Genomic DNA, 19586 nt, shown 5'->3' with positions numbered 1-19586 from the left:
TCAGTACTGCACTTTCTTTTCAACATAGCGGAACTGAACCACGGTCAGCACAATGACGATCAGCATCAGCACGACGGACTGCGCTGCCGAGCCGCCCAGATCCAGCGCCTTGAAGCCGTCCTGGTAGACCTTGTAGACCAGGATAGACGTCGATTGGCCGGGGCCGCCCTGCGTTGCGGCATCGATGATGCCGAAGGTGTCGAAGAACGCGTAGACGATGTTGATCACCAGCAGGAAGAAGGTGGTCGGCGACAGCAGCGGCAGCTGGATGTTCCAGAAACGGCGCCAGGGTCCGGCACCGTCGATGGAAGCAGCTTCAATCAGTGCCTTGGGGATGGACTGCAGGCCCGCGAGGAAGAACAGGAAGTTGTAGGAAATCTGCTTCCACACCGAGGCCATGACGATCAGCGCCATCGCCTGGTTGTCATTCATCATGTGGTTCCAGTTGTAGCCCAGCTTGCCCAGGTAGTAGGTGACCACGCCAATGGAGGGCGAGAACAGAAACACCCACAGCACGCCGGCAATGACGGGCGCGACGGCATAGGGGACGATCAGCAAGGTCTTGTAGACCATGGCGAAGCGCACGATGCGGTCTGCAAAGATGGCCAGCACCAGCGAGATGGCAATGCCAGCGCCGGCGACCAGCACCGAGAACATGGCGGTGCGCTTGAAGGAATTCAGATAGGTGGGATCGGAGAACAGGTTGCGGAAGTTATCCAGCCCGACCCATTCGGTGCTCATGCCGAAGGCGTCTTCCATCTGGAAGGACTGCAGCACAGCCTGGCCAGCGGGCCAGAAAAAGAAAATGCCAATGATCAGCAACTGCGGTGCAATCAACACCCAGGGCAGCCATTTAGAGCGGAAAAGTACGCGTTTTTCCATGATGGAGCTTAAAAACAAAAAAACCGCCGGGGCTGCAGGCAGCCGCCGGGCGATGGTTCATCGACTGCGCCAGCCCCACGCGTGCGGGGTTGGCGCCTGTGATGAAAGGATTAAGGCTTGTACGACTTTTCGAAGCGAGCCAGCAGTTCGTTGCCGCGGGACACGATGGCGTCCAGGGCTTCCTTGCCGGTCTTCTTGCCAGCCCAGACCTGTTCGAGTTCTTCGTCCTCGATGGTGCGGATCTGTACGTAGTTGCCCAGACGGATACCACGCGAGTTGTCAGTGACCTTGCGGATCATCTGCGTCACGGCGGTGTCGGTGCCAGGGTTCTTTTGGTAGAAGCCGGACTTCTCGGTCAGCTCATAGGCAGCCATCGTCACAGGCAGGTAGCCGGTGCGCTGGTGCGAAGCGGCCTGCACCTTGGTTTGCGACAGGAACTCGAAGAACTTGGCCACGCCCTTGTATTCTTCCGACTTCTTGCCAGCCATCACCCACAGCGATGCGCCACCGATCACGGTGTTCTGCGGCGCGCCCTTGACGTCAGGGTAGTAAGGCAGCGCAGCCAGGCCGTAGGCGAACTTGGCGTTCTTGGCCACGTCGCCGTAGAAACCGGACGAGGTCTGGATCATCGCGCATTCACCGGCAGTGAACGATGCCTGGGCGGTGGAAGCACGGCCCTTGTAGACGAACTCACCGGCCTTGGCCGCAGCGGCCAGGTTGTCGATGTGCTTGACGTGCAGCGGCGAGTTGAGCTTGAGGCGGGCCTTGTAGCCGTTGGCCGAGAGGCCGTTGTGCTCGGTCGCGAACTCGACGTTGTGCCAGGTGGAGAAGGACTCCAGCTGGGTCCAGCCTTGCCATGCCAGGGTCATCGGGCAGCTGTGGCCGCTCTCCTTGAGCTTCTTGGCCGCAGCGAACACTTCAGGCCAGGTGGTGGGCGCCTTTTCCGCGTCCAGGCCTGCCTTCTTGAAGGCGTCCTTGTTGTAATAGAAGATGGTCGTCGAGCTGTTGAACGGGAAGCTCAGCATCTGGCCGTTGGGCGCGGTGTAGTAACCGGCCACGGCGGGGATGTAGGCCTTGGGGTCGAAGGACACGCCGGCGTCCGACATCACCTTGCCCACGGGCACGGTGGCACCCTTGGAAGCCATCATCGTGGCGGTGCCCACTTCAAACACTTGCAGGATGTGGGGCGCATTGCCCGAGCGGAAAGCCGCGATCGCTGCAGTCATCGACTCGTCGTACACACCCTTGAAGGTGGGCACAACCTTGTATTCCTTCTGGCTCTCGTTGAACTCCTTGGCCAGGTCGTTGACCCATTCGTTGTTCACGGCGGTCATGGAGTGCCACCATTGGATCTCGGTGACGGCATGGGCGGACAGGCTGGTAGTGGCTGCAATACCGGCAGCGATGACCAAACGCTTGAAGTGCATGAATGCTCCTAGGGGTTTATAAAACGCTCAAAAACGAATCGTATGTGGCGTTTGTGAATGTTCTGTGACGTTGTGGCATATCCGCTGGTTTTAGGCAACTGGGGAAAGCCAGCGCCCGTCCGTACAGCGTCAACAAATACAAGGCGTTACGATTGTAGTTCAGCCGCCATTCGTAATCGAGAGAAAAGTGTAACCTTAGGGCTTTAGCGGCGGCCCGGGTTTGGGGTTGTCACATGGGGCTGTCAAACAGTTGTGGTAGAGGAAACCGCTTGGCTCGAAATGCTCAATTTCGATCAAATAAGAAAAAATAGGAAAAAGGGCGCGGCGCCGGAGGCCGAGGCTGGCGCAGGGTGGGGCTGGCCGATGGTGCAGGGCAAAGTCAGACTGCGGCGTACCATGTTTTAGAAGGGCCAGCCATGCGTGCAAGCCCTGTGTCATAAAATCGGTGGCCCCACTGCTTACCCATATAAGGGAGCGCCCGCTCCCATACAGGTCCCACACATGAACGCACCGATTGCGCTGGCAAGCTTGCAAGCACAGGTTGACGGGCCCGCCCGTCTCCGCGAGATCCCCTACAACTACACCTCGTTCTCCGACCGCGAAATCGTGATTCGCCTGCTGGGCTCGCAGGCCTGGGATCTGCTGGACCAGCTGCGCCAGGAGCGCAAGACGGGACGTTCGGCCCGCATGCTGTACGAGGTGATGGGCGATATCTGGGTGGTGCAGCGCAACCCCTACCTGCAAGACGACCTGCTGCACAACCCCGGCCGCCGCAAGCAGCTGGTGGAAGCGCTGGAGCACCGCCTGGCCGAGGTGCAAAAGCGCCGCGCGCCCGCCGAGGACCCGGCGCGCGATGCCTTGGTGGGGCAGCTGATTGCAGCAGCGCAGGTGGCGGTGTCCGAGTTCGACACCACGTTGCAGGAGGCCACCGAGCTGCGCCGCAAGGTGCTGCGCACCTTCAAGCCGCTGACCGCGAAGGACAACGTCAAGTTCGACGGCCTCTCGCGCGTGAGCCATGTGACCGACGCGACCGACTGGCGCGTCGAGTACCCGTTCGTCGTGTTGACGCCCGACACGGAGGAAGAAATGGCCGTGCTGGTCAAGGCCTGTATCGACCTGGGGCTGACCATCGTGCCCCGCGGAGGTGGCACCGGATACACCGGCGGCGCCATTCCGCTGAGCTGGCGCAGTGCCGTCATCAACACCGAGAAGCTGGAGAAGATGTCCGAGGTGGAGATGGTGTCGCTGCCGGGCATCGACCACCCGGTGCCCACCGTCTGGTCGCAGGCCGGCGTGGTGACCCAGCGCGTGGCCGATGCCGCCGAGCGCGGTGGTTTTGTGTTTGCGGTCGATCCGACCTCGATCGAGGCCTCGTGCATCGGCGGCAACATCGCGATGAACGCCGGCGGCAAGAAGGCCGTGCTCTGGGGCACGGCGCTGGACAACCTGGCCAGCTGGCGCATGGTCACGCCCGATGCGCAGTGGCTGGAAGTCACGCGCCTGGACCACAACCTGGGCAAGATCCACGATGCGGAGATGGCCAGCTTTGAGCTGAAATACCTGGAGGCTGACGGCAAGACCCTGGTGCGCACCGAGCGCCTCGACATTCCCGGCTACAAGTTCCGCAAGGAAGGCCTGGGCAAGGATGTGACCGACAAGTTCCTCTCGGGCCTGCCGGGCATCCAGAAAGAGGGCTGTGACGGCCTGATCACCAGCGCGCGCTGGGTCGTGCACCGCATGCCGTCGCACACCCGCACCGTCTGCCTGGAGTTCTTTGGCAATGCCAAGGATGCCGTGCCCTCGATCGTCGAGATCAAGGACTATATGTTTGGCGAGCAAAAGCGCTGCGGCGTGTTGCTGGCCGGGCTGGAGCACCTGGATGACCGCTACCTGAAGGCAGTGGGCTATGCCACCAAGAGCAAGAAGCATGGCGGCCTGCCCAAGATGGTGCTGTTTGGCGACATCGTTGGCGACAACCCCGATGAGGTGGCGCGCGTGACCAGTGAAGTGGTGCGCATTGCCAACTCGCGCAGCGGTGAAGGCTTTATCGCCATCAGCCCCGAGGCCCGCAAGAAATTCTGGCTGGACCGCAAGCGCACGGCGGCCATCAGCCGCCATACCAACGCCTTCAAGATCAATGAAGACGTGGTGATTCCGCTGCCCCGCATGGCCGAGTACACCGACGGCATCGAGCGCATCAACATCGAGCTGTCGCTGAACAACAAGATCAAGCTGTGCGATGCACTGCACGACTTTTTTGCCAAGGGCAAGCTGCCGCTGGGCAAGCAGGATGACGCCAACGACATCCCGTCCGCCGAGCTGCTGGAAGACCGCGTGGCCCAGGCGCTGGTGCTGCTGACCGAAGTGCGCGGCCGCTGGCAGGCATGGCTCGATGGCGTGGCCGAGAATTTCCGCCAGCTGCAGGACCACAGCCTGCGCGCCAGCTGGAAGAGCGATCTGCGCGCGCCGCTGGCCGCCATCTTTGCCGGCTCGGCCTACCAGCCGATCATGGACGAGGTCATTGCCATCCACCAGCGCGTGCTCAAGGGCCGCGTGTTTGTGGCACTGCACATGCACGCCGGCGACGGCAATGTGCACACCAACCTGCCGGTCAACAGCGATGACTACGAAATGCTGACCACCGCGCATGCCGCCGTGGCCCGCATCATGGCGCTGGCGCGCAGCCTCGATGGCGTGATCTCCGGCGAGCACGGCATCGGTATCACCAAGCTGGAGTTCTTGAGCGACGACGAGCTGCGCCCCTTTGCCGAGTACAAGGCCAAGATCGACCCGCTCGGCCACTTCAACAAGGGCAAGCTGCTGCGCCCCGAAGAGCGCCGCCTGCTGCTGGAGCAGACCTATGCCGGCGACAAATCGCGCAAGTCGCTGATGTACGCCGATCTGACCAATGCCTACACGCCATCGTTCGGCCTGATGGGGCATGAGTCGCTGATCATGCAGCAAAGCCATATCGGCGCGATTGCCGATTCGGTCAAGGACTGCCTGCGCTGCGGCAAGTGCAAGCCGGTTTGCGCCACCCATGTGCCGCGCGCCAACCTGCTCTACAGCCCGCGCAACAAGATTCTGGCGACGTCGCTGCTGGTCGAGGCCTTCCTGTATGAAGAGCAGACGCGCCGTGGCGTGTCGATCCGCCACTGGCAGGAGTTCGAGGACGTCTCGGACCACTGCACCGTCTGCCACAAGTGCGCCACGCCTTGCCCGGTCAAGATCGACTTTGGCGATGTGACGATGAACATGCGCAACCTGCTGCGCCAGATGGGCAAGAAGAGCTTCCGTCCGGGCAACAAGGTCGCCATGGCCATGCTCAATGCGACCAACCCCGACACCATCAAGCTGCTGCGCAAGACCATGGTGGGCGTGGGCTTCAAGGCCCAGCGCCTGGCGGTCGATGTGCTCAAGGGTTTTGGCAAGCGCCAGACCGCGCACCCGCCTGCCAGCGTCGGCACCGCGCCGCTCAAGGAGCAGGTGATCCACTTCGTCAACAAGAAGTTGCCCGGTGGCCTGCCCAAGCAGACGGCGCGCGCGCTGCTCGATATCGAGAACAAGGACTACGTACCCATCATCCGGGACCCGAAGACCACCACCTCCGAGACCGAGGCGGTGTTCTATTTCCCCGGATGCGGCTCCGAGCGCCTGTTCAGCCAGGTGGGCCTGGCCACGCAGGCCATGCTCTGGCATGCCGGCGTGCAGACCGTGCTGCCACCGGGCTACCTGTGCTGCGGTTATCCCCAGCGCGGCTCGGGCCAGTTCGACAAGGCCGAGAAGATGATCACCGACAACCGGGTGCTCTTCCACCGCGTGGCCACCACCTTGAACTACCTGGACATCAAGACCGTGGTGGTGAGCTGCGGCACCTGCTACGACCAGCTGCAGGGCTACCAGTTCGACAAGATCTTCCCCGGCTGCCGCATCATCGACATCCATGAATACCTGCTGGAAAAGGGTGTGACCTTGCAGGGCAAGAGCTCCTACCTGTACCACGATCCCTGCCACACACCGATGAAGCAGCAGGACCCGATGAAGACCGTCAAGGCGCTGGTCGGTGACAACGTGCTCAAGAGCGAACGCTGCTGCGGCGAATCGGGCACCTTGGGCGTGACCCGTCCCGATATCTCGACGCAGATCCGCTTTCGCAAGACCGAAGAAATCCGCAAGGGTGAAGCGCAGCTGCGCGAGTCCGGCCAGGTGGAGGCCAAGGAGAACGTCAAGATCCTGACCAGCTGCCCGAGCTGCCTGCAGGGCTTGAACCGCTACCAGGGTGACCTGCAAAACGGGCTGCTCGAAGCCGATTACATCGTCGTCGAGATGGCGCGCGAGATTCTGGGCGACAACTGGATGCCCGACTATGTGCAACGCGCCAACAACGGTGGCATCGAGCGGGTGCTGGTATGACCCATCCTGCGATCGAACCGAACCCCAGCTGCCCGCTGTGCCATGGTACAGGCGGCCGTCTGGTGTGGCAGGGCGCTCGTGCGGGCGGTGCCTTGCGTGTCATCCATGCGGAAGAAGCGGGTTTTCCTGCTTTCTACCGGGTGGTCTGGGCTGCACATGTGGCAGAGTTCTCCGATCTGCCCGACGCGCAGCGCCAATGGTGCATGGATGCTGTGGTGGCTGTGGAGCTGGCATTGCGTGCAATGACCCCCGCGCCGCGCAAGATCAATGTGGCTGCACTGGGCAATATGGTGCCGCATCTGCATTGGCATGTGATTGCTCGCTACAGCGGCGACAGCCACTTTCCGGGCTCGGTATGGGCTGCGGCGCAACGTGAGCGCAACGCTGCGCTGGAAGCTGAGCTGACCGCGCAGCTGCCAGCCGCCGAGGCGCGCATGGTGGCTGCGCTAGAGCGCCTCGTTGCGGCATAATTGCTATTGTTTTTGATAGCATTGCGCACGCCAGTTGTGCGTAATGAGCTGTTTTATCCGCAGTGTGCGCTGCGGGGTTGTAAAGGAATCCCATGGCTGGCTTGAACCGCGATACCCCGACACCGACCGCGTTGACGGTGCATGGCGCAAGCCGCGTGCTGGAAGTGCAATATGCCGACGGCGCGGTATTCAAGCTGCCGTTCGAGCTGCTGCGCGTGTATTCACCGTCGGCCGAAGTGCAAGGCCATGGCCCGGGCCAGGAAGTGCTGCAGACCGGCAAGCGTGATGTGGCCATCGTGGCGGTGGAGCCGGTGGGCAACTACGCCATCAAGCCCATCTTCTCCGATGGCCATGAAAGCGGACTCTACAGCTGGCAGTACCTCTACGAGCTGGGCAGCCGCCAAAGCGCGCTGTGGCAGGACTACCTCGACCGCCTGCAGGCAGCAGGTGCCGACCGCGACCAGCCGATGCCAGGCAAGGCGGGCAGTGCCTGCGGACACCAGCATTGAGCCAGCGCCGGCCCTGCTGGGCCAAGGGCGGCGTGGTCATTCGGAAAAATTTTGTATTTAAAGCTATTAAAATAATAGCTTCAACTATCCGTCATCCATAGCCTTGGGCGTTTTATGCGTTGAAATGCATACCCTCGAATAATCCGGGGTATGGGGGTCGGACGTTACAGAGCTTGCTAGCATTCACACCATGAGCACCACCCACTTTGGATTTGAGACCGTTGACGAGAAGGACAAGGCGCGCAAGGTGCGCGGTGTGTTCGACTCGGTCGCGAGCAAATATGACGTGATGAACGACCTGATGTCCGGTGGCTTGCACCGGGTCTGGAAGCATTACACCGTCATGGTTGCCAACCTCAAGGAAGGCCAGCGGGTGCTGGACATCGCAGGCGGTACCGGCGATCTGTCGTTGGCGTTTGCGAAAAAGGTCGGCCACAGCGGCCAGGTGGTGCACACCGATATCAACGAGGCCATGCTGCGCGTGGGCCGCGATCGTCTGATCGACAAGGGGCTGAACCTGCCCACCACGGTCTGCGATGCGGAAGCCCTGCCTTTCCCGGACCAGCACTTTGACGTGGTGAGCGTGGCCTTCGGTCTGCGCAACATGACCAACAAGGACCAGGCGCTCAAGGAAATGTGCCGCGTGCTCAAGCCGCGCGGCAAGCTGCTGGTGCTGGAATTCTCCAAGGTGGCCAAGCCGCTGGAGAAGGCCTACGACTTGTATTCCTTCCAGGTGCTGCCACGTATAGGAAAGATGGTGGCCGGCGATGCCGACAGCTACCGCTACCTGGCCGAATCGATTCGCATGCATCCGGGCCAGGCTGAGCTCAAGGCCATGATGCAAAAAGCAGGCTTTGGCCATGTGGACTACCACAACATGACGGCAGGGATTACCGCCTTGCACGTCGGGATCAAATGCTGAAAAAGTAAGACGCGATACCGGTCGCAAAGCCAGGTGCCTGCCCAGCGCCCAGCGCAATACAACACAACAGACCGGAGTTGCTGAGAAGCGGGCGTGAACGCAATAGCCGGCGCCAAGGCGTGCCGGCACTAACAAAACGGAGCAAATATGACAAAACTGTGGTCAGTGGTCTTGGTGGTACTGCTGGCATTTGTGCACCTCGATGCCGATGCCAAGCGCATGGGAGGTGGCAAGTCCATGGGCCAGCAGTCCGGTAATGTGACCCAGCGGCAGGCCACGCCGGCGCAAGCGCCTGGCAACAATGCCACCGCACCTGCGCAGGCCCAGCGTCCCGCCACCCCGAATGCCGCCTCTGCTGCCCCCAAGAAGCCTTGGGGCGCGATGCTGGGTGGCCTGGCCGCCGGCCTGGGTCTGGCCTGGCTGGCCCATTCGCTGGGCTTTGGTGAAGCCTTCGCCAACATGCTGCTGATCGGCCTGGCCATCATGGCCGTGCTGGCCATCGTCAGCTTTGTGATGCGCCGCAAGGGTGCAGCTGCTGCACAGCCTGCGCAGTCGCCGTTTGCGTTCCAGGGTGCAGGCAATGCCGCGCCGCAAGCGCCGGTATCGGCACCGGTGGCCCCGCAGTACAACCCCGAGAAGGTCGGCAACGATGCATCGGCCCGCCCCTGGGAGCAGGGTGCAGCGCCCGCCGCTGCCGCTGGCGGCAGCATGATCGGCTCCGGCCTGGCCGGTGCGCAATCCTGGGGCGTGCCGGAAGGCTTCGATACCCATGGCTTCCTGGAAGCTGCCAAGCGCAATTTCGTGACCCTGCAATCTGCCTGGGACCGCTCGGACATCAACACACTGCGCTCGATGATGACCGACGACATGCTCGGCGAAGTCAAGGGCCAGCTGCAGGATCGTGAGCAGCACCGTGAAGGCGTGCAGCCCAACCAGACCGACGTGGTGATGCTCGAAGCCCAGTTGCTGGGCATCGAGGATGTGGGCAATGCCTACATGGCCAGCGTCGAGTTCTCGGGCATGATCCGCGAAGAAGCCCATGTCGGCCCGAGCCCCTTCCGCGAAGTCTGGAACATGACCAAGCCCAAGGATGGCACCAGCGGCTGGCTGGTGGCAGGCCTTCAGGCCCTTCAGTAAGCAAACCGTAAAACTCCACCGCTTTGCCTGTTAATGCTTACGACGGGCAGCGGACTTGGGGAATAATTGGGGACTATGGCAACACAGTCCCCTTTTTCTTTTCCGGGCGGCATTTTTGCGCGCATTCTGGAGTCGGCCCAACCCCCGCAGTGGCTGGTGTCGGAGGTGCAGCACCGCGTGGTGCTGTTCCTCAACCATGTGCTGATGCAGGAAAGTGCGGCCATGGAGCGCCTGGTGCGCCAAAGCGGACGCGTGGTCCAGGTGCAGTGGCGCAGTATCGTGCTGGCGCTGAAGATCACCCCCGCCGGCCTGCTGGACCTGGCTGGCGCCCAGGAAACCCCCGACTTGCGCGTGCAGGTGGTGGACGACTCGCCGCTGGCCTTGGCGCGCGGCGTCATCCAGGGCGAAAAGCCCGCCATCCGCATCGATGGCGATGTGCAGTTTGCCGCCGAGATCCAGTGGCTGGTGGACCATGTGCGCTGGGATGTGGAAGAAGATCTGGCCCGCCTGGTGGGTGACACCCCCGCGCATTGGCTGGCCCAGCTGGGCCAGCGCGTAGCGGCGGCGCTGCGCCAGTTCGTCAGCATGGGTGTGCGTACAGCCGACCGCTTTGGTGCCGGCCGCTTCAGCGCACAGGCCCAGCCGCCGGCGCCGCCAACGCCTCCCGGCTATGGTGCCGACAGCAGCGACACGGCCAGCGAGCGCAAACCGACATGACGCGCTTTCTACGCGGCTTCACCATATTGTGGGTGGTCTGGCGCTATGGTCTGCATGACATGGTGCTGTCGAGCTTCAACCATCCCTGGCTCAAGGGCATCACCCGGGTACTGCGCATAGGCCGCAAGTGGACGGAGCCGCGCGGCCAGCGCCTGCGTGAGGCGCTGGAGCAACTGGGCCCCATCTTTGTCAAGTTCGGCCAGGTGCTGTCCACCCGGCGCGACCTGCTGCCCCCCGATATCGCCGAAGAGCTGTCCCTGTTGCAGGACCGCGTGCCCTCGTTCGACCCGCGCATTGCGGTGCAGACCATCGAGCGTGCCTTCCGCAAGCCGCTGGCCGAGGTCTTTGTCAGCTTTGACGAAAAGCCCATAGCCAGCGCTTCGATTGCCCAGGTGCACTTTGCCACCATCCGCACCCGTGCGGGTGAGCTGCGCGATGTCGCCGTCAAGGTGCTGCGCCCGGGCATGCTGCCGGTGATCGACAGCGACCTGGCACTGATGCGCACGATGGCCGAGCTGGTCGAGAAATTCTCTGCCGACGGCAAGCGCCTCAAGCCGCGCCAGGTGGTGGCCGAGTTCGACACCTACCTGCACGACGAGCTCGATCTGATGCGCGAGGCCTCGAACGCCGCCCAGCTGCGCCGCAACATGGAAGGTCTGGACCTGGTGCTGATCCCCGAGGTGTTCTGGGATTTCTGCCACCAGGAAGTGATGGTGATGGAGCGCATGAATGGCGTGCCCATCAACCAGGTCGATACTCTGCGCGCTGCCGGCGTCGATATCCCCAAGCTCGCCCGCGATGGCGTGACCATTTTCTTCACCCAGGTGTTCCGCGATGGCTTTTTCCATGCGGATATGCACCCGGGCAATATCCAGGTGAGCCTGGAGCCCGAGAGCTTCGGCCGCTATATTTCGCTGGACTTCGGCATTGTCGGCACCCTGACCGAGTTCGACAAAGAGTATCTGGCGCAGAACTTCACCGCCTTTTTCCGCCGCGACTACAAGCGCGTGGCCGAGCTGCACATCGAAAGCGGCTGGGTGCCGCCCGACACCCGGGTCGATGAACTGGAGGCCGCCATCCGCGCGGTATGCGAGCCGTATTTCGACCGCCCGCTCAAGGAGATCTCGTTGGGCATGGTGCTGATGCGCCTGTTCCAGACCTCGCGGCGCTTTCAGGTCGAGATCCAGCCGCAGCTGGTGCTGCTGCAAAAGACGCTGCTCAACATCGAAGGCCTGGGCCGCCAGCTCGACCCGGACCTGGACCTGTGGAGCACCGCCAAGCCCTTTCTCGAGAAATGGATGCTCGACCAGATGGGCCCCCAGCGCCTGTGGCGCGAGCTCAAATCCCAGGCGCCGCGCTATGCCAAGCTGCTGCCCGACATGCCGCGCCTGGTGCACCAGTACCTGGCGCGCAACAGCCAGGGCCCGGACAGCGACCTGATGCTCAAGGAGTTGCTGGTGCAGCAGAAATTGACGAACAAGCTGCTGCAGATCATCATCTGCGGTGGTATTGGCTTCGTGCTGGGGCTGGTGGTGCTGCAACTGCTGATCCGCGTCCGAATTTTCTAATCCTCAATCCCCAGCCTTACCCTTTGCAGGAGTGACAACGTGCTGCTCTACATGGTGATCGCCTACCTATTCGTGACCATTGGCGTAGGTCTGTGGGCCGCCAAGCGGGTGAAGAATACCGCCGACTTTGCGGTCGCGGGCCGGAACCTGCCGCTGTTCATGATCATTACCACCACGTTTGCGACCTGGTTCGGGTCGGAGATCGTGCTGGGCGTGCCGGCCAAGTTCATCGAAGGCGGCCTGCGCAATGTGGTCGAAGACCCGTTCGGTGCCGGCACCTGCCTGATCCTGGTGGGCCTGTTCTTTGCGGCCAAGCTCTACCGCATGAACCTGCTGACCATCAGCGACTACTACCGCAAGCGCTACGGCAGCGCGGTGGAGATCATCTGCTCGCTGATCATCATGCTGAGCTATCTGGGCTGGGTCTCCGCCCAGGTCACGGCCCTGGGCCTGGTGTTCAACCTGCTCTCGGGCGGCGCGGTCAGCATCTCCATGGGCATGGTGATTGGCGTGGTGTCCATCCTGGCCTACACCTTGTTTGGCGGCATGTGGTCGGTGGCCGTCACCGATTTTGTGCAGATGATCATCCTGGTGGTCGGCCTCATGGTGCTGGCCTTTTTCGCCTCGGACATGGCCGGCGGCGCTGGCAAGGTCATCGACCTGGCCACCAGCCGCGATCTGTTCCAGTTCTGGCCCGAGCCGACCTGGCATGACATCGTCTTCTTCTTTGCCGCAGCCATCACGATGATGCTGGGCTCGATTCCGCAGCAGGACGTGTTCCAGCGCGTGATGTCGGCCAACACCGAGAAGTCGGCCGTGCGCGGCACGGTGATTGGCGGCTCGGCCTATATTTTGTTCGCCTTTGTGCCCATGTTCCTGGTAGCCAGCGCACTGATCATCATGCCCGAGGCCACGGCCAGCCTGCTCAAGGACGACCCGCAAAAGGTGCTGCCCACGTTGGTGATGGAGAAGATGCCGTTTGTGATGCAGGTGCTGTTCTTTGGCGCGCTGCTGTCTGCCATCAAGTCCTGTGCCTCGGCCACCTTGCTGGCCCCGAGCGTCACCTTCACCGAGAACATCTGGCGCCAGTTCCGCCCCCAGGTGAGCGACCGCGAGAACCTCAAGACGATGCGCATCAGCGTGCTGGTGTTCAGCGCCTGCGTGCTGGCCTATTCGATCCGCATGCAGGGCACCCCCATCTATGAGCTGGTCTCGGGCGCCTACCAGGTGCCGCTGGTCGGCGCCTTTGTGCCGCTGGTGATGGGCCTGTACTGGAAACGTGCGACCACGCAGGGGGCGCTGCTGGCGGTGTTCCTGGGCATCGGCGTCTGGCTGTCAGGCTTGAACATGGCCTGGGGCGCTGCGTTCCCGGCCCAGCTGGCCGGCGTGCTGGCTGCCTTCACCGGCATGGTGGCCGGCTCGCTGCTGCCGCAGGCCATCCGCAACCAGAAGACGGATGTGCAGGCCTTTGTGGCCGATACCGCGCCTGCTGCCGGCGCAGCAGTGGCGGGACGCTGAGCGAGCAGGGCTGGACGGCGGGCGTAGTGCTTAGCCTACGCCCGGGATCGGTTTTGCAACCCGCCTATAATCAAGAGTTTCCCTCCGTTTTCTTACACGCGCGATGCCTATTTACGCCTACAAGTGCAGTGCCTGCGGCTATGCCAAGGATGTTTTGCAAAAGATATCGGATGCGCCGCTGACGGACTGCCCCGAATGCAAGCAAGCCAGCTTTTCCAAGCAACTGACGGCCCCGGGGTTCCAGCTCAAGGGTACGGGCTGGTATGCCACCGATTTCAGCGGCAAGTCGGCCAGTGCCGCGCCAGCGGGTGCGCCTGCCGCTGAGGCGGCCGCGCCCGCAGCGGCACCCGCACCTGCGTCTGCACCCGCACCGGCTGCCAGCAGCAGCTCGGCGGTCTGAAAGCGGCGTGCGGTGATGGCGTCCCTGCGTAAATGGTTGCTGACCGGGCTGCTGGTCATTGTGCCGGGGGTCATCACGGTCTGGGTGCTCAACTGGATCATCGGCACGCTCGACCAGACCTTGCTGATCCTGCCGCAACACTGGCAGCCAGACGAGGTCCTGGGCTACCATATTCCCGGCTTTGGTGTGGTGCTGACCTTGGCGATCCTGCTGATCGTCGGCGGCATTGCGAGCAATTTTGTCGGCCGCAAGCTGGTCGCCTGGGGCGATGCGCTGGTCAGCCGCATTCCGGTGGTGCGCTCGATTTACTCGAGCGTCAAGCAGGTCTCCGACACCTTGTTTTCCGAGAGCGGCAATGCCTTCCGCACCGCCGTCATGGTGCAGTGGCCCCATCCCGGCATGTGGACCATCGGCTTTGTGACCGGTGCTCCCAGCGGTGAGCTGGACAGCCACCTGCGCCAGAACCCGGACAGTGCCGATACCGCTTTTGTCAGCGTCTATGTGCCCACCACGCCCAACCCGACGGGCGGCTACCTGGTGATGGTGCCCAAGCGCGATTGCATTGAATTGAACATGAGCGTGGATGCTGCGCTTAAATACATCGTCTCGATGGGGGTCGTGGCTGCGCCAGATGCCCCGGCGGGGTCTAAATAACTGAGAACTAAGGCACCTTTGTCGGTGCAGGAAGATTGGCTATGGCAATGCGTTCCCAATACTGCGGTCAAGTGACCGAAGCCCAGATGGGCGAAACCGTGAGCCTGTGCGGCTGGGTCAATCGCCGCCGTGACCACGGTGGTGTGATTTTCATCGACCTGCGTGACCGCGAAGGCTATGTGCAGGTGGTCTGCGATCCCGACCGCGCCGAGATGTTCAAGGTCGCCGAGGGCGTGCGCAATGAGTTCTGCGTGCAGGTCAAGGGCCTGGTGCGTGCCCGTCCTGACGGCACCACCAACGATTCGATCAAGAGCGGCAAGATCGAGGTGCTGTGCCACGAACTGAACGTGCTCAATGCGTCGGTAACGCCTCCGTTCCAGCTCGACGACGAGAACCTGTCGGAGACCGTGCGCCTGACCAACCGCGTGCTGGACCTGCGCCGCCCCGCGATGCAGCGCAACATGATGCTGCGCTACAAGACGGCCATTCAGGTGCGCAACTTCCTCGACAAGGAAGGCTTCATCGACATCGAAACGCCGATGCTGGGCAAGAGCACGCCCGAAGGCGCGCGTGACTACTTGGTGCCCAGCCGCGTGCACGACGGCGAATTCTTCGCGCTGCCCCAGTCGCCCCAGTTGTACAAGCAGATGCTGATGGTAGCCGGCTACGACCGCTACTACCAGATCACCAAGTGCTTCCGCGACGAAGACCTGCGCGCTGACCGCCAGCCCGAGTTCACGCAGATCGACTGCGAAACCTCGTTCCTGAACGAAGAAGAGATCCGCGCGATTTTCCAGCGCATGATCAAGGAAGTGTTCCAGACCCAGCTGAATGTGGATCTGGGCGAGTTCCCGATCATGACCTACCAGGACGCAGCCTTCCGCTTTGGCTCGGACAAGCCGGACCTGCGCGTCAAGCTGGAGTTCACCGAGCTGACCGACGTGATGAAGGACGTGGACTTCAAGGTCTTCTCCGGCGCTGCCAACATGAAGGGCGGCCGCGTGGTGGGTCTGCGTGTGCCAGGCGGCGCGCGCGAGCAGGGCGGTCTGTCGCGTGGCGACATCGACGCCTACACCGACTTCGTCAAGATCTATGGCGCCAAGGGCCTGGCCTACATCAAGGTTAATGAGCTGGCCAAGGGCCGTGACGGCCTGCAGTCGCCGATCGTCAAGAACATCCATGACGCCGCGATTGCCGAGATCCTCAAGCGCACCGAAGCGCAGGACGGCGATCTGATCTTCTTTGGCGCCGACAAGGAAAAGGTGGTCAACGACGCCATCGGCGCGCTGCGCATCAAGATCGGCCACAGCGCCTTCGGCAAGAGCACCGGTCTGTTTGAAGACCGTTGGGCACCGCTGTGGGTGGTGGACTTCCCGATGTTCGAGTATGACGAGGAAAACGACCGCTGGGCGGCCGTGCACCACCCCTTCACGTCGCCCAAGGACGGCCATGAGGACCTGATGGACACCGACCCCGGCAAGTGCATTGCCAAGGCCTACGACATGGTGCTCAACGGCTGGGAACTGGGCGGCGGCTCGGTGCGTATCCACCGCGCCGACGTGCAGTCCAAGGTGTTCACGGCCCTGAAGATCAGCGCCGAAGATGCACGTGCCAAGTTCGGCTACCTGCTGGATGCGCTGCAGTACGGCGCGCCTCCCCACGGCGGCCTGGCCTTCGGTCTGGACCGTCTGATCACCTTGATGACCGGCTCCGAGTCGATCCGCGACGTGATTGCCTTCCCCAAGACCCAGCGCGCCCAGGACCTGCTGACCCAGGCCCCATCGCCAGTGGACGAAAAGCAGCTGCGCGAGCTGCACATCAAGCTGCGCAACCCTGCCGGCGCGCAGTAAGCGGACCGCGCCGTGCATGGCCTTGCCTGATGCACGGCGCCGCCACAAGGCCAAAGCCCTCCGGGCTTTGGCCTTTTTTGTCATTCCGGGGCGCTATGCTCTGGCCTGACTGACAGATTGCAAAGGTAGCCATGCAAGCGATGACTGCACATTCCAACCGCAGCGGGTGCTGGGCACGCGGCATGGCCGTGGCCGCCATCGCGCTGGCCTTGGCCGGCTGCGGCGAGAAAAAGACCGAGCTGGGCCAGGGAGGCTCGGAAGTCTCCGGCTCGGCCGGGCCGGCGGGCGGCCAGGGCGCGCATGCCAGCCTGGAGCGCTGCGATGCGCCGATTGCCACCGTGGCCTTGCTGGAGAACCCGCGCGGCTACGTGATGCCCAGCAGCGTGAACCTGCCGCCAACCCCTGTGCCGCTGGTGCGCTTGCTGATGCAGCAAAGCGGCTGCTTTCGCGTGGTGGACCGGGGAGGTGGCCTGGAGGGCACCATCCGCGAAGGCGAGCTGCAGGATGCCGGCGTGCTGCGCCCCCATGGCACGGTGCAAAAGCGCAAGGGCTACGAAGCCCAGTACACGATGGTGCCCAACCTCACCTTCAGCGAGCAGGATGCCGGCCGGGGCCTGGCGGGCATCATCGCGATGATCCCGGTGCTGCGCGATATCGCAGGGCTGGCCGGTGTGGCCGAGCAGGTCAAGTTCAAGGAGGCGCAGACGGCCCTGTTCCTGACCGACAACGAAACCACCGAGCAGGTCGCCGCTGCTACCGGCTCGGCCCGTGCGACCGACCTGGGCGTGGGCGGCGTGCTGCTGGGCCGCCTGGGTGGCGGCGCTGGCATGGGCTGGAGCAATACCAATGAGGGCAAGGTGATTGCCGCTGCGTTCCTGAACGCCCACAACCTGATGGTGCAGCAGGTGCGGTTGCTGCAGGCCAAGACCTTGCCACCGGCCGTGGCCACCCGCAAGCCCGAGGCCAAGCGTTGACGATGCAAGCAGCCACAGGCGCCAGCCTGCCCTACAAACTGCCGCGCTCGGTGCTGGTCATCATCCACACGGCCGATCTGCAGGTGCTGCTGCTGCGCCGCGTCAGCCAGATGGAGGGCCAGGACTACTGGCAACCGGTGACCGGCAGCCAGGACAGCGATAGCGAGAGCTGGCAGGAGACGGCGGTCCGCGAGGTCTTCGAGGAAACCGGCATCGATGCCCGGCAGCCCGGCTGCGTGCTGCGCGACTGGCATCTGGAGAACACCTACCCGATCTACCCGGCCTGGCGCCACCGCTATGCGCCCGATGTCCGCATGAACACCGAGCATGTGTTCAGCCTGCAGGTGCCGTCCTACACCAAGATCGTGCTCAGCCCCCGTGAGCACACCGCCCATGCGTGGCATGATTGGCATGAGGCAGCACAGCGCTGCTATTCCATATCGAACAGCGAAGCCATTCTCTGGCTGCCGAGGTTCATAGCTTCATGACCGATACTCACGACGATTTACCGATACTGCGGGTGGCCACCTACAACATCCACAAGGGGGTGCAGGGCCTGGGACCCGTGCGCAGGTTGGAGATCCACAACCTGGGTCTGGCGGTCGAGCAGATGGATGCCGACATCATCTGCCTGCAGGAGGTGCGCAAGGACAACCGCAAGGAAGAGAGTTTCTTCAACAACTGGCCCGAGCAGAACCAGGCGGATTTTCTGACCCCGCTGGGCTACACCGCCGCCTACCGCACCAATGCCACTACCCGCTGGGGCGAGCATGGCAATGCGCTGCTCACCCGCTGGCCGATTCTGGAATCCAACCACCGTGACATCTCCGACCACCGCTTCGAGCAGCGTGGCCTGTTGCATGTGGCGATGGATATTGCCGGCCAGCGCATCCACACCATCGTCGTGCACCTGGGCTTGGTGCATGGCAGCCGTCTGCGCCAGACGGCGCTGATCCATGAGTTCATCAAGGCCCATGTGCCCGATGACGAGCCGGTGATTGTCGCCGGCGACTTCAACGACTGGGGCTTTCAGGTCAAGCGCATGCTGGCAGGGTTTGGCTTGTTTGAATACGACGAGCAGCCGCTGATGACCTATCCTTCGCGCCTGCCCGTCGTACAGCTGGACCATGTCTACGCCCGGGGCTTGACGCCCTGCGGCCTGTTTGTTCCCCGGGGCCGTATCTGGTGGCGCATGTCCGACCATTTGCCGTTGATTGCCGAGTTCCGCCTGCGCGACTGAGGCAAAAGCCGTTTTTCGGCTTTTGGGCGCCGCGTGCTATCGAATCCATAGCTTTTGCCCTTTTCTTGCGCTGGCCGAAGGGCAAGAAACACCTTATGCTTGCGGGTCTGCAATCGCTGCTACCATCCCCGCTATGTTTACAGAACTATCCGATCCGAATAAAGCACCCGCCAGCGACGAAGGCACGCCGGTGTCCGTCAAGATCCGTGAGCGGATAGTGGCAGCCCAGCAGCGCTTCCATGCCAACGACAACATCTCCGAGTTCATCGAGCCCGGTGAGCTCGAGCAGCTGCTCGACGAAGTCGAGAGCAAGATGCAGGGCGTGCTCGACAGCATGGTCATCAACACCAAGGACGACCACAACACCCGCAACACGGCGCGCCGTGTCGCCAAGATGTACCTGACCGAGGTGTTCAAGGGCCGCTATGTGCCCCAGCCCGAGGTCACCGCCTTCCCCAATGCCGAGCACCTCAACGAGCTGATGATCGTCGGCCCGATCACCGTGCGCAGTGCCTGCAGCCACCACCTCTGCCCGGTCATCGGCAAGGTCTGGATCGGCGTGCTGCCCAACAAGAACACCAATGTGATCGGCCTGTCCAAATATGCCCGCCTGGTTGACTGGGTGCTGGGCCGCCCCCAGATCCAGGAAGAGGCCATTGTGCAGCTGGCCGATCTGATCATGAAAAAGACCCAGCCCGACGGCCTGGCCGTGGTGCTGGAGGCCTCGCACTTCTGCATGTCCTGGCGCGGCGTGCGCGAGATGGACTCCAAGATGCTCAACTCCGTCATGCGTGGCGAGTTCCTGACCAACCCCAATCTGCGGCGCGAATTCCTGTCGCTGATTCCACAGCGCGCAGGCAACTGATCTGCACCCTGACCTTGTGACACCCGGGCCCGCCCCGGGT

The 19586-nt window shown here is 62.8% G+C and carries 17 protein-coding genes; 15 read left to right on the top strand and 2 right to left on the bottom strand.

Annotated features, from left to right (window positions below):
* The gene (gene ugpA, locus ACCQ08_RS10450) at window positions 1-882 is read right to left on the bottom strand and encodes a sn-glycerol-3-phosphate ABC transporter permease UgpA (protein WP_239810815.1); all 882 of its coding nucleotides are present in this window, start codon (window positions 880-882) and stop codon (window positions 1-3) included.
* A 110-nt stretch (window positions 883-992) separates the two neighbouring features.
* A complete protein-coding gene (ugpB, locus tag ACCQ08_RS10445) occupies window positions 993-2309 on the bottom strand; it encodes a sn-glycerol-3-phosphate ABC transporter substrate-binding protein UgpB (protein WP_239810816.1) in 1317 nt (438 codons plus the stop codon).
* Window positions 2310-2810: 501 nt separating this feature from the next.
* Here ugpB and ACCQ08_RS10440 point away from each other — a divergent pair.
* From ACCQ08_RS10440 to folE, 15 genes are all read left to right on the top strand, one after another.
* Entirely contained in the window at window positions 2811-6722 is a 3912-nt protein-coding gene (locus tag ACCQ08_RS10440; protein ID WP_373449749.1) for a DUF3683 domain-containing protein, read from the top strand.
* Window positions 6719-7192, top strand: a complete 474-nt coding sequence (locus ACCQ08_RS10435; RefSeq protein WP_373449748.1) for an HIT family protein — start codon at window positions 6719-6721, stop codon at window positions 7190-7192. The genes ACCQ08_RS10440 and ACCQ08_RS10435 overlap by 4 nt, the downstream gene beginning before the upstream one ends.
* Before the next feature lie 92 nt (window positions 7193-7284).
* Entirely contained in the window at window positions 7285-7701 is a 417-nt protein-coding gene (locus ACCQ08_RS10430; RefSeq protein WP_312416408.1) for a DUF971 domain-containing protein, read from the top strand.
* Window positions 7702-7891: 190 nt separating this feature from the next.
* The gene (gene ubiE, locus ACCQ08_RS10425; RefSeq protein WP_312416405.1) at window positions 7892-8623 is read left to right on the top strand and encodes a bifunctional demethylmenaquinone methyltransferase/2-methoxy-6-polyprenyl-1,4-benzoquinol methylase UbiE; all 732 of its coding nucleotides are present in this window, start codon (window positions 7892-7894) and stop codon (window positions 8621-8623) included.
* Window positions 8624-8770: 147 nt separating this feature from the next.
* On the top strand, window positions 8771-9760 hold the full coding sequence (locus ACCQ08_RS10420) for a Tim44 domain-containing protein (protein ID WP_373449747.1): 990 nt from the start codon (window positions 8771-8773) through the stop codon (window positions 9758-9760).
* 75 nt (window positions 9761-9835) lie between these two features.
* Window positions 9836-10477 (top strand): hypothetical protein, encoded by a 642-nt coding sequence (locus ACCQ08_RS10415; protein WP_239810821.1) that lies wholly within the window; start codon window positions 9836-9838, stop codon window positions 10475-10477.
* On the top strand, window positions 10474-12045 hold the full coding sequence (gene ubiB, locus ACCQ08_RS10410; protein ID WP_239810822.1) for a ubiquinone biosynthesis regulatory protein kinase UbiB: 1572 nt from the start codon (window positions 10474-10476) through the stop codon (window positions 12043-12045). The genes ACCQ08_RS10415 and ubiB overlap by 4 nt, the downstream gene beginning before the upstream one ends.
* Before the next feature lie 39 nt (window positions 12046-12084).
* On the top strand, window positions 12085-13563 hold the full coding sequence (locus ACCQ08_RS10405; RefSeq protein ID WP_312416397.1) for a sodium:solute symporter family protein: 1479 nt from the start codon (window positions 12085-12087) through the stop codon (window positions 13561-13563).
* Window positions 13564-13666: 103 nt separating this feature from the next.
* A complete protein-coding gene (locus ACCQ08_RS10400) occupies window positions 13667-13963 on the top strand; it encodes an FmdB family zinc ribbon protein (protein ID WP_312451938.1) in 297 nt (98 codons plus the stop codon).
* A 15-nt stretch (window positions 13964-13978) separates the two neighbouring features.
* Entirely contained in the window at window positions 13979-14617 is a 639-nt protein-coding gene (locus ACCQ08_RS10395; protein ID WP_312416391.1) for a DUF502 domain-containing protein, read from the top strand.
* Between the two features lie 41 nt (window positions 14618-14658).
* On the top strand, window positions 14659-16467 hold the full coding sequence (gene aspS / locus ACCQ08_RS10390) for an aspartate--tRNA ligase (RefSeq protein ID WP_312416388.1): 1809 nt from the start codon (window positions 14659-14661) through the stop codon (window positions 16465-16467).
* Between the two features lie 140 nt (window positions 16468-16607).
* Window positions 16608-17441: a curli production assembly/transport component CsgG gene (locus tag ACCQ08_RS10385; RefSeq protein ID WP_373449746.1), complete on the top strand. Its 834-nt coding sequence runs from the start codon at window positions 16608-16610 to the stop codon at window positions 17439-17441.
* Window positions 17442-17443: 2 nt separating this feature from the next.
* Window positions 17444-17929, top strand: a complete 486-nt coding sequence (gene nudB / locus ACCQ08_RS10380; RefSeq protein WP_373449745.1) for a dihydroneopterin triphosphate diphosphatase — start codon at window positions 17444-17446, stop codon at window positions 17927-17929.
* Window positions 17926-18681, top strand: coding sequence for an endonuclease/exonuclease/phosphatase family protein (locus tag ACCQ08_RS10375; protein ID WP_239810829.1), 756 nt, complete (start codon window positions 17926-17928; stop codon window positions 18679-18681). Before nudB ends, ACCQ08_RS10375 begins: the two co-directional genes overlap by 4 nt.
* 133 nt (window positions 18682-18814) lie before the next feature.
* Window positions 18815-19546 carry a GTP cyclohydrolase I gene (gene folE, locus ACCQ08_RS10370; RefSeq protein WP_239810830.1) on the top strand — a complete coding sequence of 244 codons (732 nt, stop codon included), beginning with the start codon at window positions 18815-18817 and terminating at the stop codon, window positions 19544-19546.
* The last annotated feature ends 40 nt before the right edge of the window (window positions 19547-19586 follow it).

It is taken from the genome of Comamonas sp. SY3 (assembly GCF_041730275.1).
Lineage (GTDB): Bacteria > Pseudomonadota > Gammaproteobacteria > Burkholderiales > Burkholderiaceae_C > Comamonas > Comamonas sediminis.
The sequence above is the reverse complement of the archived record's forward strand: the minus strand, read 5'-3'. Positions and strand labels throughout refer to the sequence as shown.

Excerpts from the sequence above, each read along its gene's own strand:
- folE (WP_239810830.1), top strand. The coding sequence starts at position 18,815 with ATGTTTACAGAACTATCCGATCCGAATAAAGCACCCGCCAGCGACGAA.
- ACCQ08_RS10385 (WP_373449746.1), top strand. The coding sequence starts at position 16,608 with ATGACTGCACATTCCAACCGCAGCGGGTGCTGGGCACGCGGCATGGCC.
- ACCQ08_RS10440 (WP_373449749.1), top strand. The coding sequence starts at position 2,811 with ATGAACGCACCGATTGCGCTGGCAAGCTTGCAAGCACAGGTTGACGGG.
- ACCQ08_RS10415 (WP_239810821.1), top strand. The coding sequence starts at position 9,836 with ATGGCAACACAGTCCCCTTTTTCTTTTCCGGGCGGCATTTTTGCGCGC.
- ubiE (WP_312416405.1), top strand. The coding sequence starts at position 7,892 with ATGAGCACCACCCACTTTGGATTTGAGACCGTTGACGAGAAGGACAAG.
- ACCQ08_RS10375 (WP_239810829.1), top strand. The coding sequence starts at position 17,926 with ATGACCGATACTCACGACGATTTACCGATACTGCGGGTGGCCACCTAC.
- ugpB (WP_239810816.1), bottom strand. The coding sequence starts at position 2,309 with ATGCACTTCAAGCGTTTGGTCATCGCTGCCGGTATTGCAGCCACTACC.
- ACCQ08_RS10420 (WP_373449747.1), top strand. The coding sequence starts at position 8,771 with ATGACAAAACTGTGGTCAGTGGTCTTGGTGGTACTGCTGGCATTTGTG.
- ACCQ08_RS10435 (WP_373449748.1), top strand. The coding sequence starts at position 6,719 with ATGACCCATCCTGCGATCGAACCGAACCCCAGCTGCCCGCTGTGCCAT.
- ACCQ08_RS10430 (WP_312416408.1), top strand. The coding sequence starts at position 7,285 with ATGGCTGGCTTGAACCGCGATACCCCGACACCGACCGCGTTGACGGTG.
- ACCQ08_RS10395 (WP_312416391.1), top strand. The coding sequence starts at position 13,979 with ATGGCGTCCCTGCGTAAATGGTTGCTGACCGGGCTGCTGGTCATTGTG.
- ACCQ08_RS10400 (WP_312451938.1), top strand. The coding sequence starts at position 13,667 with ATGCCTATTTACGCCTACAAGTGCAGTGCCTGCGGCTATGCCAAGGAT.
- ugpA (WP_239810815.1), bottom strand. The coding sequence starts at position 882 with ATGGAAAAACGCGTACTTTTCCGCTCTAAATGGCTGCCCTGGGTGTTG.
- ubiB (WP_239810822.1), top strand. The coding sequence starts at position 10,474 with ATGACGCGCTTTCTACGCGGCTTCACCATATTGTGGGTGGTCTGGCGC.
- aspS (WP_312416388.1), top strand. The coding sequence starts at position 14,659 with ATGGCAATGCGTTCCCAATACTGCGGTCAAGTGACCGAAGCCCAGATG.
- nudB (WP_373449745.1), top strand. The coding sequence starts at position 17,444 with ATGCAAGCAGCCACAGGCGCCAGCCTGCCCTACAAACTGCCGCGCTCG.